We start from the raw sequence: 15,018 nt of genomic DNA, 5'->3' as shown, positions 1-15,018 counted from the left end.
CGTGGCAATCGCGAACTTTGCAAGTCTGCTACCGTTCTCCGTGCGATTGCTTTGTTCCTAGCAATGACCTAGTTTTATTACAGGCCTAACCTGGCAGATATATCCAACATACGCTGAATAGGCAATACTGCTTTTTCAATAATATGCTCAGGTACAGTAATTTCGGGCATTTCATTTTTTATACACAGGTATAATTTTTCCAGTGTATTACGCTTCATATGCGGGCAATCATTACAGGCACAATTATTATTCGGCGGCGCCGGAATGAATGTTTTACCCGGGTTTTCTTTTTCCATCTGGTGAATAATACCCGGTTCGGTAGCTACTATAAATTCCTGGCTTGGGTCTTTAGTAGCATATTTTAATATACCGGTTGTCGAGCCAATAAAATCAGCCATTTGCAAAATAACATCCTCACACTCAGGGTGGGCAAGTATTTTAGCATTAGGGTAGCGCTCTTTTAGTTTGGTAATTTTCTCTCTCGAAAATATCTCGTGCACCATGCAGGCACCGTTCCATAACACCAGGTCGCGACCGGTTTTTTTGGCCACATAAGCACCCAAATTTTTATCCGGGCCGAAGATGATCTTTTGATCTTTAGGTAAACTTTCAACTATCTGCACCGCGTTGCTTGATGTACAAACTATATCGCTTAGTGCCTTTAGTTCGGCAGTACAGTTTACATAAGTAATTACCAGGTGATCAGGGTGTTGCTCTTTAAACTTTTTAAACAAATGCGGCGGGCAGCTGTCGGCTAATGAACATCCGGCCTTTGCATCGGGCAGTAAAACCTTTTTTGTAGGCGATAATATTTTTGCTGTTTCGGCCATGAAGTGTACACCGGCAAATACAATAACGTCGGCATCGGTCTCTGCAGCTTTTTGCGAAAGGCCCAGGCTATCGCCGATATAATCTGCAATGTCCTGTATATCTCCGTCCTGGTAATAGTGCGCAAGTATGATGGCATTTTTTTCTTTTTTTAAACGTTCAATTTCGGCATAAAGGTCAAGCGTCGGATCGATCTCTTCCTCCACGTAGCCTTTCAGGTTTATTTCTTCGAAGGTATTCATTTCCACAATTCAATTAATAACAACTATTTTAATTTATATAAAAAAGCTATTGTTATTAGGGTGTTAGTTTTGTTAAAAAAATGGTTCATGTTTTTTTGTCGATATATCTTTTTAACGAGTTATTAACATGAAATCAATATTCCTTATTATTTATTTTATTGATTATTAGATTGCTGTGATAAACAACATTTATTTTAAAAAGTTATTTGTTAATATTTTGATACGTTGATAAATGTTAGTTTCGTGGTGTAAACAATGCAAAAGTCGCTTAAAAATTGTTACAATTAACCATGAAAAGCAAGGTTATCCACTATTTAAAAACTTTCTAAGTTTTTGCTTACACAAAATTAACATCTTTATACCCTGTTGTTAACACAGTTTATAATTTTACACATCTAACACATAAAACATGACCAGAACAGTCGATTTCCTGGTAGTAGGTTCGGGCATTGCGGGATTAAGTTTTGCACTTAAAGCTGCCAAACACGGTAAGGTACTGATAGTTACAAAATCAAACGAAGATGAATCAAACACTAAGTACGCCCAGGGCGGCGTTGCGGTGGTTGTGGATAAAAAAGAAGATTCCTTTGAAAAACACATTGCAGACACCTTAGACGCCGGTGACGGATTGTGTGACACCGAAGTTGTGGAGATTGTTGTTAAAGAAGGACCGGACCGTATTAATGAAATTATTGAGTACGGAACCAACTTTGACAAGACAAACGAAGGTATTTATGACCTGGCTAAAGAGGGCGGTCATTCTGAATTTAGGGTACTACATTATAAGGATATCACCGGTTTTGAAATTGAACGTTCATTACTGGAGCAGATCCATGCTAATCCTAACATCGAAATTTTAACGCATCATTTCGCGGTTGATCTGATAACCCAACACCATTTGGGTGAGTTTGTGGATAAATCAAGCAAGGATATTACTTGTTACGGTATTTATGCTTTTAATACGGTAAGTAAAGAGGTAGAAAAAATACAATCTAAAATTACGGTAATGGCGTCGGGTGGTGCCGGGCATATATATAGTATAACTACTAACCCAACCATTGCTACCGGTGATGGCGTGGCTATGGTTTATCGTGCTAAAGGTAAAGTGCGCAATATGGAGTTTATTCAATTTCATCCTACGGCTTTATATAACCCTGGTGAATATCCTTCATTTTTAATATCAGAAGCTGTACGTGGTTTTGGTGGTGTTTTAAAACGCACTAATGGCGAGGAATTTATGTACGAGTATGATGAACGCGGTTCGTTAGCGCCGCGTGATATTGTAGCCCGGGCTATTGATGCCGAGATAAAAAAATCGGGAGAAGATTATGTTTACCTGGATATCCGTCATCGTAATAAGAAAGATATCCTGGCGCATTTCCCTAATATTTATGCCAAGTGTTTAGAGATAGGTATTGATATGACGAAAGATTTGATCCCGGTTGCGCCAGCCTGTCATTATATGTGTGGCGGTGTGTTGGTTGATCATGTTGGCCATTCATCTATACAACGTTTATACGCCTGCGGCGAATGTTCATCAACCGGTTTACATGGCGCTAATCGTTTGGCTTCTAATTCATTATTAGAGGCTTTGGTATTTGCACATCGCATTTATAAAAGTGCTGTAGTTGATTTTGAGACGATGATAATACCCGATAACATTCCTGATTGGGATGAAAAAGGTGTTCAGCTATCCAACGAAGATATCCTGGTTACTCATAACATCCGCGAAATGCAGAAGTTGATGAGCGATTATGTAGGTATTGTTCGTTCTGATTTTAGATTAGAAAGGGCTATGCGTCGCTTAGGTTTATTATATGAAGAAACCGAAGATTTTTATAAGAAAACCAAAGTATCGGTAAAACTTTGCGAGTTGCGTAACTTGATACAGGTATCTTACATTGTTGTAAAATCAGCTATGATGCGTAAGGAGAGCAGGGGATTGCATTACACGACGGATTATCCCCAGCATCAGGAGGTTTTGGAGGATACGGTGTTTTAAATAAATTCAATATGTCGAAGAAATTTAAATGGATGTTTAGGATCTCAGTTACAGTTAATATTGTATTAGTTTTTCTATACTATCTGCAAAGTACAGCTCACACCAATAATTTGGGTATTCTTCAAAAGGATGTGAAGGTTCGAGTGTTTAGTAATCAGAAAGATAGCGTCATTTTTACTATACCTAAAGGTATAACTGTTCGAGATATTTCGGAAAGGGGATTAAGTGCAATAGGCCAATTTGAAAATAACAGGTTTAGTATAGTTGTAATTTCTGATGATGATAAGCTTGTAAATTATGATGTTAGTGATGCTACATTGGCATCATTTGGTAATTATTATTCTGCTGATTTTAATAAATAAATATGCCCGTAATCCTACCCGTTAAAGATAAAAACCCAACCTGGGGAACCGATTGTTTCATAGCACCTAACGCTACCATTGTTGGCGATGTGGTAATGGGTAATAATTGCTCTGTGTGGTTCAACGCGGTGATTCGTGGGGATGTAAATTATATTAATATAGGCAACAATTCAAACATACAAGATGGCGCAGTAATTCACTGTACATACAATGGCGCTGCTACAGATATTGGTAACTATGTTTCTATAGGCCACAACGCATTGGTACATGGCTGCAAATTACATGATCATACCTTGGTAGGTATGGGTGCTATCGTAATGGACAATGCCGTGGTGGAAGAATATGTAATTATAGGGGCAGGTTCAGTTGTATTAGAGAGAACCATCTGCGAATCAGGTTATTTATATGCCGGTACCCCCGCAAAAAAAATAAAACCATTAACAGACGATCAACGCGCTATGCTTGATCGCCTGCCGGATAATTATGTTATGTATTCGGGTTGGTTTAAGGAGCAATAACTTCTTTAGGTACTGTTATAGCCTCTTCTACATCCCAGTTGGCACGTAGCGTCATTTCCTTATCGGCTGTCCAAATGTTCTCGGGTTGTCGCACTTCTTTAATGCTACCGCTATCCCATTTGCCATTTCGGTTGCTATCGTAAACTACCTGTATGGTGTATTTAGCGGCCAGGTAACCCTTGTAGTTTAGAATACCGCTTTTGGTAATGGGGTCGCTACGCAATATCGTTTTTGTAGCATCCAGTATTTCAACTACATAGGCCTTTGTTTCGTCAGGCAATGTAACTTTTAAAGCCAGGTTGCTGTAATTGTCTTCTTTATCTTGTGTAAATTTCTGCACCAGGCGTTTATTCTTTTCGCCATATATAGTCGTAATGGCCCCGGGTTCGAAAATGATGTTGTATTGTACGCGGGGCTTAAACCGATACTTTAATGTATAACCTTTCGTATTACCGGTATCTTTTTGTAAAGTGAAACTAACAGAAGTAGAATCTTCGGTTAAAGTCATTAAAGACTGATCAATAGATTGAATAGGAATATTAGACCTAAAGTGGAGATCAGATCCCGGTTTAAGCAATGACGACCCTTTGTTAAAATTATACGCTAAGCCTACGTTCCGCGTAAAAGTTTCGCGCCTGGCTTTGCGGAGCGTAATCGTATCAAACGCTATATTATTCTCAGAAAATTCGACTTTAACCGAGTCAAAATCCAGGTTTTTTGAATAGATCAGAATACTATCCCCACGTCGGCTATACTCTGTTATTTTCTGAGCATCCAGTCCTTGTGGCTCTATAATTCGGGCTTTGGGTTTGTTAATGCCCTTATTTAGGATAAACGACATGGCGCCAATATTATCAAACCTGCGCTCGGTAAAACGTATTACCGGTGGGATTTGCTTAAACAGTTTTAGCTGTATGTTGGCCGTATCTTTTTTTAATACGATTGGTTTATTGGTGAATGCAATTAACTCGTTATCGTTATTGTATATCTTATCATTGGCTACTTCTTTCAGCGCGTAGATTTTATAAGTGCCTTCTTTTAAATTACTCAATTTAAAATTACCGGCCGAATCAGTGGACGTGAAAATGCCCGGTTTCTTTTTACCAAAAAGCAGGGAATCCTGTTGCGGCGTAAACAACATCACGGTAACTTCCTTTTCGGGCTTCTGCGTTTGGTTATCGACAACCTTTCCCGATATGCTTAAGGAGTCAATATGATCGCCCGTTGAAAAAACATAAGTGAAATTTTTCAGGATGTTTGATTCGTTTACATCCTGGATGGCCTTACCAAAGTTGATGACGTAGGTTGTGTTTTTTAATAGCGTGTCGTTAAACTCAACGATCAGTCTTTTTTGGCGGACTTTAAATTCCGGTAACTTTTCAATATTAGGGGTAATGGTAATTTCCTGGAATTGATTGGTGAGTTTAAAGTACTCGTCAAATTCCATTTCAATTTCTTTCGCCTTAAAATTGCGGGTTTCGTTTTTGGGATTTTGCTTGAGCAATTTGGGCGGGGTCTTGTCGCGCGGACCGCCTTCCGGCTTTTGTTGTACCGCGCAGCCCATTACCAGCAAAATGGCCGAAAGTAGCATCAATATTTTTGTAAAAATCGACCGTTTTTTATTTAACCCCATTTTTAAGCGAAATAAACGTTTTTTTAGTTTTTATGATGATTATCATTCGGATTTTAAAATATCGCCTTAAATCAAATATTTTATAATTACTTGATAATCAATAATTTATATACTATTTTGTTAAATGAACCATAATTACAGAGATATCCGACGGTGAAACGCCCGAGATCCTTGATGCCTGGCCCAAAGTGCGCGGTTTTATCTTCATTAGTTTTTCGCGCGCTTCTTTTGACAGTGATTGCATTTGCTGATAATTAAAATCGGGATTAATTTCTTTGTCCTCCATTTTTTTCATCCGCTCTACAATGTCAAGCTCTTTTTCAAAATAAGCTTCGTATTTTATTTTGATCTCGGCCTGCTCAATTGTTTCTTTATCAAAGGCTGATAAGTAATTGGCCAGTACTTCGTCAACACGTTTCAGATCATTTATGGCTACCTGTGGCCGGCTAACTAAATTAAACAAACGGGTAGCCTGCGATACCGCGCTGGTTCCCAACTCGTCAAGCAACGGGTTTACAACGTTTTGTTCAACACTTTTAGTGCGGGTGAACGCAACTATATCATCAGAGTTTTTTACTTTCTGTTTTACTTTATCTAAACGCTCATCGCTGATCAAGCCGAGCTCATGGCCGATAGGGCTTAGGCGGATATCAGCGTTATCCTGGCGGAGCAGTAAACGATGTTCAGCACGCGAAGTAAACATGCGGTAAGGCTCTTCGGTGCCTTTAGTCACCAGGTCATCTATCAATACACCGATGTATGATTCTGATCTTTTCATGATCAGTTCATGTTTATCCTTCAGTTTTTGGTGCGCATTAATACCGGCTATGAAGCCTTGCGACGCTGCTTCCTCATAACCGGTGGTACCATTTATCTGGCCGGCGAAATACAGATTGCTGATCAGTTTGGTTTCTAAAGTCAAACCTAACTGGGTAGGTGGGAAGTAATCATACTCTATCGCATAACCCGGACGGAACATTTTGGCGTTCTCAAATCCCGGGATTTGGATCAAAGCTTTGTATTGAACGTCCTCAGGCAATGATGTAGAGAATCCATTTACATACATCTCTACACTATGTAGGCCTTCCGGTTCTACAAATATTTGGTGACGGTCGCGTTCAGCAAAGCGGTTAATTTTATCTTCGATAGAAGGGCAATAACGTGGCCCTAAACCCTTAATTCTACCCGTAAACATCGGCGACTTTTCAAAGCCTTCCTTTAAAGTTTCATGTACATTAGGGTTAGTATAGGTTATCCAGCAGCAACGTTGTTCTTTTATACCTTCTACATCGATGTATGAAAAACGACCACGTTCTGCATCACCCCATTGTTCTTCCATCAGGCTGTAGTTTAAGCTACGACCATCAATGCGGGGTGGGGTACCGGTTTTCATGCGGCCAGCTTCGAAGCCGAGGGTTACTAATTGCTCGGTAATTCCTGTGGCAGCTTTCTCTGCGGTACGGCCGCCGCCAAATCTTTTCTCGCCGATATGTATCAAGCCATTTAAGAAAGTACCATTGGTCAATACTACGGCGTCTGATTCTATCTCGATACCGAGCGAGGTACGTACACCTTTAACAGTCCCATTGCTTACCAATAGCGAGCTTACCATGTCCTGCCATATGTCGAGATTTTCAGTACGCTCTAAAGCTAAGCGCCATTCTTCGGCAAACTTCATGCGGTCGCTTTGCGCTCTTGGACTCCACATGGCGGGGCCTTTAGATAGGTTAAGCATCCTAAACTGTAAGGAAGTTTTATCCGTGATAATACCTGAGTGTCCGCCCAAGGCATCAATCTCCCGTACTATTTGCCCTTTGGCTACACCGCCCATGGCAGGGTTACAGCTCATCTGTGCTATAGTGCCCATGTTCATGGTGACTAGCAATACTGATGAACCTAAGTTAGCTGCCGCTGCCGCTGCTTCGCAACCCGCATGGCCTGCACCTACAACTATTATATCGTATTTCTTAAACATTTTTACCTCCATGTTCCACGTGGAACATTCTAATATTTCTTTTATAGAGGGTTAACTCTTGGCAAAAGTTCCACGTGGAACAGTCTTATTTATATTCTATTTCGATGTTCCACGTGGAACTTTAAAGAATGACACCAGCGCAAAACCAGCCCATATACTCTCTAAAACCACGAAAGGATAGAAGCTGATCAGGTATGATGAGAACCCACACAAAGCAGCACCTATAAAATTCATAGCGGTATATGGTCTGCTATTGGCAGGTATTTTCTTATATAAATTAAGCAAAAAAGCCACCAGTAATATAATTACTCCGAGGGATGCTATAATATCTGATGTCTTCATGGCCTTATAATTATTCGCTTAGTTCGATCCAACGCATGGTTTTATCATCCAACTGGCTAGTTAACACACCAACTTTTTCTGATGTTTTGATAATATCATCATTACCTAAACTGCCCGAATGTAGCTCATCGTTTAGCTTTTTGATCTCAGTTTCTAAAGCCGCTATGTCTTTATCCAGAGTTTCTAACTCCTTTTGCTCTTTAAAGCTTAGCTTATTTTTGGCAGGTGTAGCAGCTGGGCTGGTAACAGGAGTAGGCGTACTTTCCTTTTTACCTTGTTGTTTTTCCTCTTCCTGTTCTATACGGAACGAAGAATAATTGCCATTGTAAACCCTAACGATACCGCCACCTTCTACAATAAATAACTGATCGGTTAGCTTATCCAACAAATATCTATCGTGCGATACGATCATCAATACACCAGGATAGGTAGTCAAAAACTCTTCCAGCACATTCAGCGTATCAATATCCAGGTCGTTTGTAGGCTCATCCAGTATCAGGAAGTTCGGGTTCTTCATCAGGATGTGCATTAACTGCAAACGTTTTTTCTCGCCACCGCTTAGTTTCGATATAAAACCATATTGCTTGGCAGGAGGGAACAGGAACAGCGTAAGCAATGCCGATGCCGAGATCATCTTACCATCAGCCATCGTGATAAACTCTGCTACGTTTTTCACCACATCAATAACACGGTCATCCTCCTTAAAAGTAATTCCCGATTGATGGAAATAACCCAATACCGTAGTTTCACCGGTTTCAATATGGCCACTATCCGGCTGTAAATTGCCGGTTATCATATTTAACAGGGTTGATTTACCGCTGCCGTTTTTACCCGCTAAACCAATTCTATCACCTTTTTTAAATACATAACTAAAGTGATTGGTAAAAGTATTACCGCTAAAAGCCTTGCTTATATCATGCAGCTCCATGATCTTGTTGCCCTGGCGGGATGTTTTCACGCTCAGTTCCACAGTTTGTTTAGTGCCGCGGTTTTTGGTTTTATCTTCCAATTCGTAAAACGCGTCTATACGGGCTTTTGATTTGGTACCACGGGCTTTAGGCTGGCGGCGCATCCATTCCAATTCTTTACGCAATAAATTGCTGTTCTTTTGAAATGATGCTTCGTCAGATGCTTCACGTTCGGCTTTACGCTCAAGGTAATATCCGTAGTTACCTACGTAGGGTATGATCTTACCGCGATCAAGCTCCAATATCTCGTTACACACATTATCCAGAAAATACCTGTCGTGCGTAACCATAATGATGGTTTTTGATCCTTCGGTCAGTAATTTCTCTAGCCACTCAATAGTGTCAATGTCCAAATGGTTGGTAGGCTCATCGAGTATGTACAACTCCGGGTCGTCAATTAAAAGCTTAGCCAAAGCCAAACGTTTCTTTTGACCGCCCGATAGGGTAGTAATAGTTTGGTTTAGATGATGAATGTCCAATCTACCCAAAATGGTTTTGATCTTATACTCATATTCCCAGGCATCAACCTCGCTCAACTCTTCCATTACCTTATTTAAAGCGTCGGCATTTTCAGGGTCGTTTTCCAGCAATTCCTCATATTTACGGATGGCCTGCTGTTGCACGTTATCGGCATGGAAAATATAATCGCTTATGGTAACAGCATCCTTAAAGTGCGGATCCTGTTCCAGGTAGCCCATGCGCAGGTCCTTGGTTTGAACAACCTTGCCCTCGTTAGGCAAAAATTGTCCGGCCAATAATTTTAATAGGGTCGACTTACCGGCACCGTTTATCCCCACCAGGGCAACGCGTCTGCCGCGGTTTATGCCTAGTGTAAGGTTTTTAAATAACCAGTTGTCGTGAAAATGATGGCCTAAATTTTCGGCCGATAGATATGTACTCACTTAATCTTCTTTATAATATCTGTAGTATAAACATGCACGCCCGATGTGCTGCTCAATGATTTTTTATACATGCCAATGGCAACCTTGCCAGCATCAATACTTCTGTACTTAGCCAATCTACCCAGTAAAAACGGGTTGACAATTTTCATCAATAACGCGGCCAGTCCCTCGCCAAATCTTTTTTTACGCGTGCGACCGGTAAGTAAAGATGGCTGATAGATATGCAAACTTTTAATACCTGCATTGATCACATCCTGCTCCGTCTCGCCCTTAATTTTTAAATAAAAGTTTGACGACCCTGCATTAGCTCCGACTGCCGACACCAAATGAAACTGCTCCACACCATTCTGTTCAGCAATCTCAGCAAAGCGTACGGCGTAGTCATGATCTATCTTCCGGTATTCATCCAGGTCGGGTGTTTTTTTGCGGGTGGTACCCATACAATAAAACATCACATCACCATCAACCAAATGGGCAAACTCTTCAGGCTTGTCAAAATCTATCAACTCCTGCGTTAAGCGCTTATGACTTAATCGCTTTTTGCGACGCGCCAGGCTAACTATTTCGGCATAATCATGCTTCGCCGTCAGTATGTCTAACAGTTTACTGCCAATAAGTCCGCTTGCGCCTACAATAATTGCTTTCCTCGCCACTTAAAAGATAAATTTGGGGCAAAAATACACAATATAAATTATTGGAATAACTATTGTATGTTTAAACATGTAAATTAAGGAACAGATCATGAAAAGTATTTTTTACCCTGCCAATGAGCGGGGCACTGCCGACCACGGATGGTTAAAAGCAAATTTCTCATTCAGCTTCGCCTCGTACTATAACCCTGATAAAGTGCATTTTGGTGCGCTGCGCGTTTTAAATGACGATATTATTGCAGGAGGCATGGGCTTTGGTACGCATCCGCATGATAATATGGAGATCATCACCATCCCGCTTAGCGGTGCTTTAGAGCATAAAGATAGCATGGGCAACAAAGGTGTTATCAATGCCGGGGAAGTGCAGGTAATGTCTGCCGGTACGGGTGTGGAGCACTCAGAATATAACCATTCGCGTACCGAGGCGGCTAATACATTGCAAATTTGGCTATTCCCTAAGTTCAGAAATATCGAACCAAGGTATGATCAGAAAAGTTTTGTAAACGATTTTAAACAGAACGAACTATTAATCCTGGTATCGCCCGATAAAGATGGAGACGCGTTATGGATAAACCAGGATGCCACCTTTAGCATGGGTAATTTTGATGCAGGTCATCAGGTCAACTACAACATTAGCCGGGATGGAAATGGGGCTTATTTATTTGTTTTAGAGGGGGCTGTAAAAATAGATGGCCAAACACTAAACAAAAAAGACGCATTGGGTGTTACAGATACCAGTTCAATAACTATTGATATCCAGGCAGATACAAAATTGCTGATCATAGACGTACCCATGTCGTAAATTGCCGACCTGTTGCCTGGTATAAGTTTTAGTGGACTAAAAACAATTCACTAAAACTTTGTTGTTAGTACTTTAAATAACAAACCCATGGCAGACGAAGTAGTAATACCCGGATGGAAAAAATACCTGGCGGATATAGGTGAGCAGGTTGCCTTTTTTGGCCGCTTTGTGCGCAACATATTTGTTGGCGGCTTTGAGTGGAACGAATTTATAAGGCAATGTTACGAGATAGGATACCGGTCGTTAATGCTGGTTGGCCTTACCTCGTTCATTATGGGCGTGGTGCTTATCCTGCAATTGCGCCCAACATTGGTTGATTTTGGCGCGGCCAGTATGCTGCCCAAAACCCTTGCCGTATCCTTCGTTCGCGAAATTGGCCCTGTAATTATCGCCATTATTTGTGCCGGTAAAATAGCCTCAAGCATAGGCGCCGAGCTGGGCAGTATGAAAGTTACTGAACAGCTCGACGCCATGGAGGTATCAGGCGCCAACCCCACACAATATTTAGTAGTTACCCGCATATTGGCCGTCACCTTAATGGTGCCCATACTATCGCTTATGGGCGATGTTATTGGCATGATTGGCGGCTACCTGGCGCTTAACCTTACAGATCATATCAGTCTTTCACTTTACGCCCGTAAGGTTATCGCTTCTTTAGATTTTACAGACTTTGTTCCCGCCGTTGTGAAAACCATATTTTTTGGCTTCGCGATAGGTTTTGTAGGATGTTATAAGGGTGTTAATTCTGAAAAAGGTACAGCCAGCGTGGGCGTATCGGCCAACTCGGCGGTAGTAACTGCTTCGCTTTGGATCTTTGTGATAGATGCTATTGCGGTGCAAATAACCAGTTTATTGTTTTACAGCTAATTTTTATGGAAAAAGAAAAGCAAGAAATAGCTGAACAGGAAAACCCTGCAACAAGGGATAATAACGAAGTGGTTATCGAGATAAAAGGTCTCAAAAAATCATTCGGTACCAAAGACGTGCTGAAGGATATAAACCTTACGGTAAAACGTGGCGAGAACGTGGTGGTGCTGGGCCGCTCGGGCCAGGGCAAATCGGTTACCATACAATGCATTGTGGGCATGCTAACCCCGGATGCAGGCACACTCAAAGTTTTTGGTGACGAGGTAGCCGAAATGGATGAAAAGGAACTGAAAGAATTGCGTACCAAAATAGGTTTCCTTTTTCAAAGTGGCGCGTTGTATGATTCGATGACCGTACGTGAGAATTTAGAATTCCCATTAACCCGCGTTTTAAGAATAACCGACCAAAAAGAACTGGACGACCGCGTAAAAGAAGTGCTGGAAGGCGTGGGCCTGGCGGATGCTGCCGAAAAGATGCCTGCTGACCTTTCGGGCGGTATGCGCAAACGTATTGGCCTGGCCAGGACATTGATCGTAAAACCTGAAATAATGCTTTACGACGAGCCTACAACGGGCCTGGACCCTATCACATCCCGCGAGATAAGCGAACTAATGCTGCAAATGCAGAAGAAATATAAAATTACCTCACTAATTATTACCCATGATATGGATTGCGCCCGAATTGTTTCAGACCGGGTGGTGATCATGAACGAGGGCGAATACATCGCCGAAGGCAGTTTTGACGAGCTGTCAAAATCAAAAGAAGAATTTGTAAAAGCATACTTTAAGGATATATAACCATGAAAACTACTTCATCGCAACGCATAAAAATCGGGCTGTTTACCCTTATCGGGCTGCTCATATTAATTGCTGTCATATTTTTTATCGGCAACCAAAAAAACCTGTTCAGTTCTACCATTCACGTTAGTGGTACGTTTAACAATGTAAATGGCCTGCAGGCCGGCAATAATGTGCGCCTGGCGGGGATTAACATAGGTGTGGTGGATGATATTGCTATCCAGAACGATACCTCGGTTAAAGTAACCGTAATGATTGATGATGACGTAAAAAAATTCATCAAAAAAGATGCGCGCCTGAGCATCGGCAGCGATGGTTTAATGGGCGATAAGCTGATCGTGGTAATGCCCGGGGGTGCCAACACTACCGAAACTGTAAAAGACGGCGACATGATAGGCGCTGTTAATCCCATGGATATGGATAAAATTATGGGCCGCCTAACCCGTATGGCCGGCAGCACCGAAAGTTTGATCGATAACCTGTCGCAAATTGTGGGAAAGATAAACAAAGGTCAGGGTAGTTTGGGCCGCTTGCTAAATAGTAACAAAATGGCTGATGATATGGAACACACCGTAGTAGCGGCTAAGCAAACCATCAAATCCGTACATGCCACAACCAATACCCTTAACGAGGACCTGAAAGCGGCACAGAGCAACTTCCTGCTGAAAGGCTTTTTCAACAAGAAGAAGAAAGCCGAGAAAGCTAAACAGGATTCGATAAAAAAAGCTAAAGAAAAGGCCGCTAAGGAAGCAGCTAAAAAAGCTAAGGAATAACGAGTTCATTACTCATTAAAATAAAAAAGCACCTACTTAAGGTGCTTTTTTATTTATATATCGTTTGAGGCCTTATAACTGTTGTTGCTTCGGCACTTGTCCGAGCAATATTTTACCTCATTCCAAATCTTTTCCCATTTCTTGCGCCAGGCGAAGGGCCGTCCACAAACTGCGCATAGCTTTTTCGGCAGGTCCTGCGTTTTAACCCCTTTCATGTTTCCATTGTTTTTTCATAGCAGCGTAGGTTTTATTAGCTTCAGCATCTTTATATTTTTTGTAAAAGATGGCTGCAGCTTCGGCTTTCTCCGGATCGCCGGTACCACGTTCCAGCTGACGGTAGTTATCGGTTTCGTCATATTTTTTGCCGCCTTTGTAGTTGGCATATCGCCGGGCACGGGTATAACCCATTTGCAAATACTTTCGTGCCATATCTGCTCCCACAAAATCCTCCAATTGCAAATAGTTATGAAACATGGCTAGTATTTTCTCGCTGCTTTCTTCGGCTATCGTTTTGGTTTTAAATCGCCAATACCGCCCTATCTCACTTTTATAAGGTTCGCAGATCAACACACCTTGCTCGCCTTTGCCCACGCTATAAAGCTCGGGATGCTGGCGGTAATTGATACCCGGTTTCCAGGGATATTTGTCTATATCAAAGTTCAAATAGCTTGGGCGGTCCATATGGTAAGAACAGGTTGCATGGCTAAAAGTTCTTTAAGATCAGTACCCGCAAAAAAAGCGCTACCGGTTTACGGTAGCGCTTTTTTATACCCTCATGTCATCCGAGCATAGCTAGAAAAGACATGATGTTTTTGAGGATGTTAAATATTATCAGTTATCGCTTTATCCAATGGCGTAACTGCCGAGCGGTAACGGTGGATCAGTTTACCATTCTCGTCAATTAAAAACTTCTCAAAATTCCATTTTACTTCGCCTGTAAAATCAGGGTTATCGGCAGTGGTTAAGTATTGAAATAATGGGTCGATATCCAAACCTTTAACGCTCACTTTGCCGCTCATCGGGAAGGTAACCGCGAAGTTATCATGACAAAAAGTTTTAATATCCTGGTTAGTACCCGGCTCCTGGCCGCCAAAGTTGTTAGCTGGGAAACCAACTACAACCAGTTTGCCTTTATATTGGTCGGCAAGTTTTTGCAGATCGGCGTATTGTTTGGTAAATCCGCATTTTGAAGCCGTGTTAACGATCAATACTTTTTTCCCTTTAAATTTTTTAAGGTTAAAGTTTTTACCGTCTATGGTTTGCAATTTAAACTCGTAAACAGAGGTTGCCGGTGCTGTAAAAAACAGCAATGATAATACAAGTGCTAATACTTTCATGATTTATTGGTGCTAATGAG

The 15,018-nt window shown here is 41.4% G+C and carries 16 protein-coding genes; 7 read left to right on the top strand and 9 right to left on the bottom strand.

Annotated elements, in window-relative coordinates; translation table 11 throughout:
• Positions 1 to 77: 77 nt before the first annotated feature.
• Positions 78 to 1,070, bottom strand: coding sequence for a quinolinate synthase NadA (gene nadA, locus AC59JT_RS15900; protein ID WP_497400698.1), 993 nt, complete (start codon positions 1,068 to 1,070; stop codon positions 78 to 80).
• Positions 1,071 to 1,479: 409 nt separating this feature from the next.
• Between nadA and nadB the strand changes: the two genes are divergently transcribed.
• Genes nadB through AC59JT_RS15885 form a run of 3 tightly spaced genes read left to right on the top strand, consistent with a single transcriptional unit; the run spans position 1,480 to position 3,952 of the window.
• A complete protein-coding gene (gene nadB / locus AC59JT_RS15895; protein WP_497400696.1) occupies positions 1,480 to 3,072 on the top strand; it encodes an L-aspartate oxidase in 1,593 nt (530 codons plus the stop codon).
• 11 nt (positions 3,073 to 3,083) lie between these two features.
• On the top strand, positions 3,084 to 3,434 hold the full coding sequence (locus AC59JT_RS15890) for a hypothetical protein (protein ID WP_497400694.1): 351 nt from the start codon (positions 3,084 to 3,086) through the stop codon (positions 3,432 to 3,434).
• 2 nt (positions 3,435 to 3,436) lie between these two features.
• Positions 3,437 to 3,952 carry a gamma carbonic anhydrase family protein gene (locus AC59JT_RS15885; RefSeq protein ID WP_497400692.1) on the top strand — a complete coding sequence of 172 codons (516 nt, stop codon included), beginning with the start codon at positions 3,437 to 3,439 and terminating at the stop codon, positions 3,950 to 3,952.
• On the opposite strand, the gene AC59JT_RS15880 is transcribed toward AC59JT_RS15885, so the two are convergent.
• The 5 genes from AC59JT_RS15880 to AC59JT_RS15860 all read right to left on the bottom strand — a co-directional run bounded on the left by AC59JT_RS15880 (position 3,939) and on the right by AC59JT_RS15860 (position 10,425).
• A complete protein-coding gene (locus AC59JT_RS15880; protein WP_497400690.1) occupies positions 3,939 to 5,543 on the bottom strand; it encodes an Ig-like domain-containing domain in 1,605 nt (534 codons plus the stop codon). The two genes, AC59JT_RS15885 and AC59JT_RS15880, sit on opposite strands and share 14 nt — an antisense overlap.
• Positions 5,544 to 5,697: 154 nt before the next feature.
• Positions 5,698 to 7,560, bottom strand: a complete 1,863-nt coding sequence (mnmG, locus tag AC59JT_RS15875; RefSeq protein WP_497400688.1) for a tRNA uridine-5-carboxymethylaminomethyl(34) synthesis enzyme MnmG — start codon at positions 7,558 to 7,560, stop codon at positions 5,698 to 5,700.
• A gap of 96 nt (positions 7,561 to 7,656) precedes the next feature.
• Positions 7,657 to 7,902 (bottom strand): CBU_0592 family membrane protein, encoded by a 246-nt coding sequence (locus AC59JT_RS15870; RefSeq protein WP_497400686.1) that lies wholly within the window; start codon positions 7,900 to 7,902, stop codon positions 7,657 to 7,659.
• Between the two features lie 10 nt (positions 7,903 to 7,912).
• The gene (locus AC59JT_RS15865) at positions 7,913 to 9,772 is read right to left on the bottom strand and encodes an ABC-F family ATP-binding cassette domain-containing protein (RefSeq protein WP_497400684.1); all 1,860 of its coding nucleotides are present in this window, start codon (positions 9,770 to 9,772) and stop codon (positions 7,913 to 7,915) included.
• Positions 9,769 to 10,425: an NAD(P)H-binding protein gene (locus AC59JT_RS15860; RefSeq protein WP_497400681.1), complete on the bottom strand. Its 657-nt coding sequence runs from the start codon at positions 10,423 to 10,425 to the stop codon at positions 9,769 to 9,771. Before AC59JT_RS15860 ends, AC59JT_RS15865 begins: the two co-directional genes overlap by 4 nt.
• A gap of 88 nt (positions 10,426 to 10,513) precedes the next feature.
• On the opposite strand from AC59JT_RS15860, the gene AC59JT_RS15855 reads away from it, so the two are divergent.
• From AC59JT_RS15855 to AC59JT_RS15840, 4 genes are all read left to right on the top strand, one after another.
• Positions 10,514 to 11,224, top strand: a complete 711-nt coding sequence (locus tag AC59JT_RS15855) for a pirin family protein (RefSeq protein WP_497400679.1) — start codon at positions 10,514 to 10,516, stop codon at positions 11,222 to 11,224.
• Between the two features lie 87 nt (positions 11,225 to 11,311).
• Positions 11,312 to 12,091, top strand: a complete 780-nt coding sequence (locus AC59JT_RS15850; RefSeq protein WP_497400677.1) for an MlaE family ABC transporter permease — start codon at positions 11,312 to 11,314, stop codon at positions 12,089 to 12,091.
• Positions 12,092 to 12,096: 5 nt separating this feature from the next.
• The gene (locus AC59JT_RS15845; protein ID WP_497400675.1) at positions 12,097 to 12,888 is read left to right on the top strand and encodes an ABC transporter ATP-binding protein; all 792 of its coding nucleotides are present in this window, start codon (positions 12,097 to 12,099) and stop codon (positions 12,886 to 12,888) included.
• 2 nt (positions 12,889 to 12,890) lie between these two features.
• Entirely contained in the window at positions 12,891 to 13,661 is a 771-nt protein-coding gene (locus tag AC59JT_RS15840; protein ID WP_497400673.1) for an MlaD family protein, read from the top strand.
• 53 nt (positions 13,662 to 13,714) lie between these two features.
• On the opposite strand, the gene AC59JT_RS15835 is transcribed toward AC59JT_RS15840, so the two are convergent.
• The 3 genes from AC59JT_RS15835 to AC59JT_RS15825 form a co-directional block, all read right to left on the bottom strand.
• A complete protein-coding gene (locus AC59JT_RS15835; RefSeq protein ID WP_497400671.1) occupies positions 13,715 to 13,876 on the bottom strand; it encodes a DUF2256 domain-containing protein in 162 nt (53 codons plus the stop codon).
• On the bottom strand, positions 13,863 to 14,342 hold the full coding sequence (locus tag AC59JT_RS15830) for a DUF4385 domain-containing protein (RefSeq protein ID WP_497400669.1): 480 nt from the start codon (positions 14,340 to 14,342) through the stop codon (positions 13,863 to 13,865). The genes AC59JT_RS15835 and AC59JT_RS15830 overlap by 14 nt, the downstream gene beginning before the upstream one ends.
• Before the next feature lie 140 nt (positions 14,343 to 14,482).
• On the bottom strand, positions 14,483 to 14,998 hold the full coding sequence (locus AC59JT_RS15825) for a glutathione peroxidase (protein ID WP_497400667.1): 516 nt from the start codon (positions 14,996 to 14,998) through the stop codon (positions 14,483 to 14,485).
• Positions 14,999 to 15,018: the final 20 nt, after the last annotated feature.

It is taken from the genome of Mucilaginibacter sp. A3364 (assembly GCF_059690715.1).
This window is presented reverse-complemented; position numbering and strand designations above follow the sequence as displayed.

Bases quoted from the DNA above. Each gene is read 5' to 3' on its own strand.
- nadA (WP_497400698.1), bottom strand. From the start codon at position 1,070: ATGAATACCTTCGAAGAAATAAACCTGAAAGGCTACGTGGAGGAAGAG.
- nadB (WP_497400696.1), top strand. From the start codon at position 1,480: ATGACCAGAACAGTCGATTTCCTGGTAGTAGGTTCGGGCATTGCGGGA.
- AC59JT_RS15890 (WP_497400694.1), top strand. From the start codon at position 3,084: ATGTCGAAGAAATTTAAATGGATGTTTAGGATCTCAGTTACAGTTAAT.
- AC59JT_RS15885 (WP_497400692.1), top strand. From the start codon at position 3,437: ATGCCCGTAATCCTACCCGTTAAAGATAAAAACCCAACCTGGGGAACC.
- AC59JT_RS15880 (WP_497400690.1), bottom strand. From the start codon at position 5,543: ATGCTACTTTCGGCCATTTTGCTGGTAATGGGCTGCGCGGTACAACAA.
- mnmG (WP_497400688.1), bottom strand. From the start codon at position 7,560: ATGTTTAAGAAATACGATATAATAGTTGTAGGTGCAGGCCATGCGGGT.
- AC59JT_RS15870 (WP_497400686.1), bottom strand. From the start codon at position 7,902: ATGAAGACATCAGATATTATAGCATCCCTCGGAGTAATTATATTACTG.
- AC59JT_RS15855 (WP_497400679.1), top strand. From the start codon at position 10,514: ATGAAAAGTATTTTTTACCCTGCCAATGAGCGGGGCACTGCCGACCAC.
- AC59JT_RS15850 (WP_497400677.1), top strand. From the start codon at position 11,312: ATGGCAGACGAAGTAGTAATACCCGGATGGAAAAAATACCTGGCGGAT.
- AC59JT_RS15845 (WP_497400675.1), top strand. From the start codon at position 12,097: ATGGAAAAAGAAAAGCAAGAAATAGCTGAACAGGAAAACCCTGCAACA.
- AC59JT_RS15840 (WP_497400673.1), top strand. From the start codon at position 12,891: ATGAAAACTACTTCATCGCAACGCATAAAAATCGGGCTGTTTACCCTT.
- AC59JT_RS15835 (WP_497400671.1), bottom strand. From the start codon at position 13,876: ATGAAAGGGGTTAAAACGCAGGACCTGCCGAAAAAGCTATGCGCAGTT.
- AC59JT_RS15830 (WP_497400669.1), bottom strand. From the start codon at position 14,342: ATGGACCGCCCAAGCTATTTGAACTTTGATATAGACAAATATCCCTGG.
- AC59JT_RS15825 (WP_497400667.1), bottom strand. From the start codon at position 14,998: ATGAAAGTATTAGCACTTGTATTATCATTGCTGTTTTTTACAGCACCG.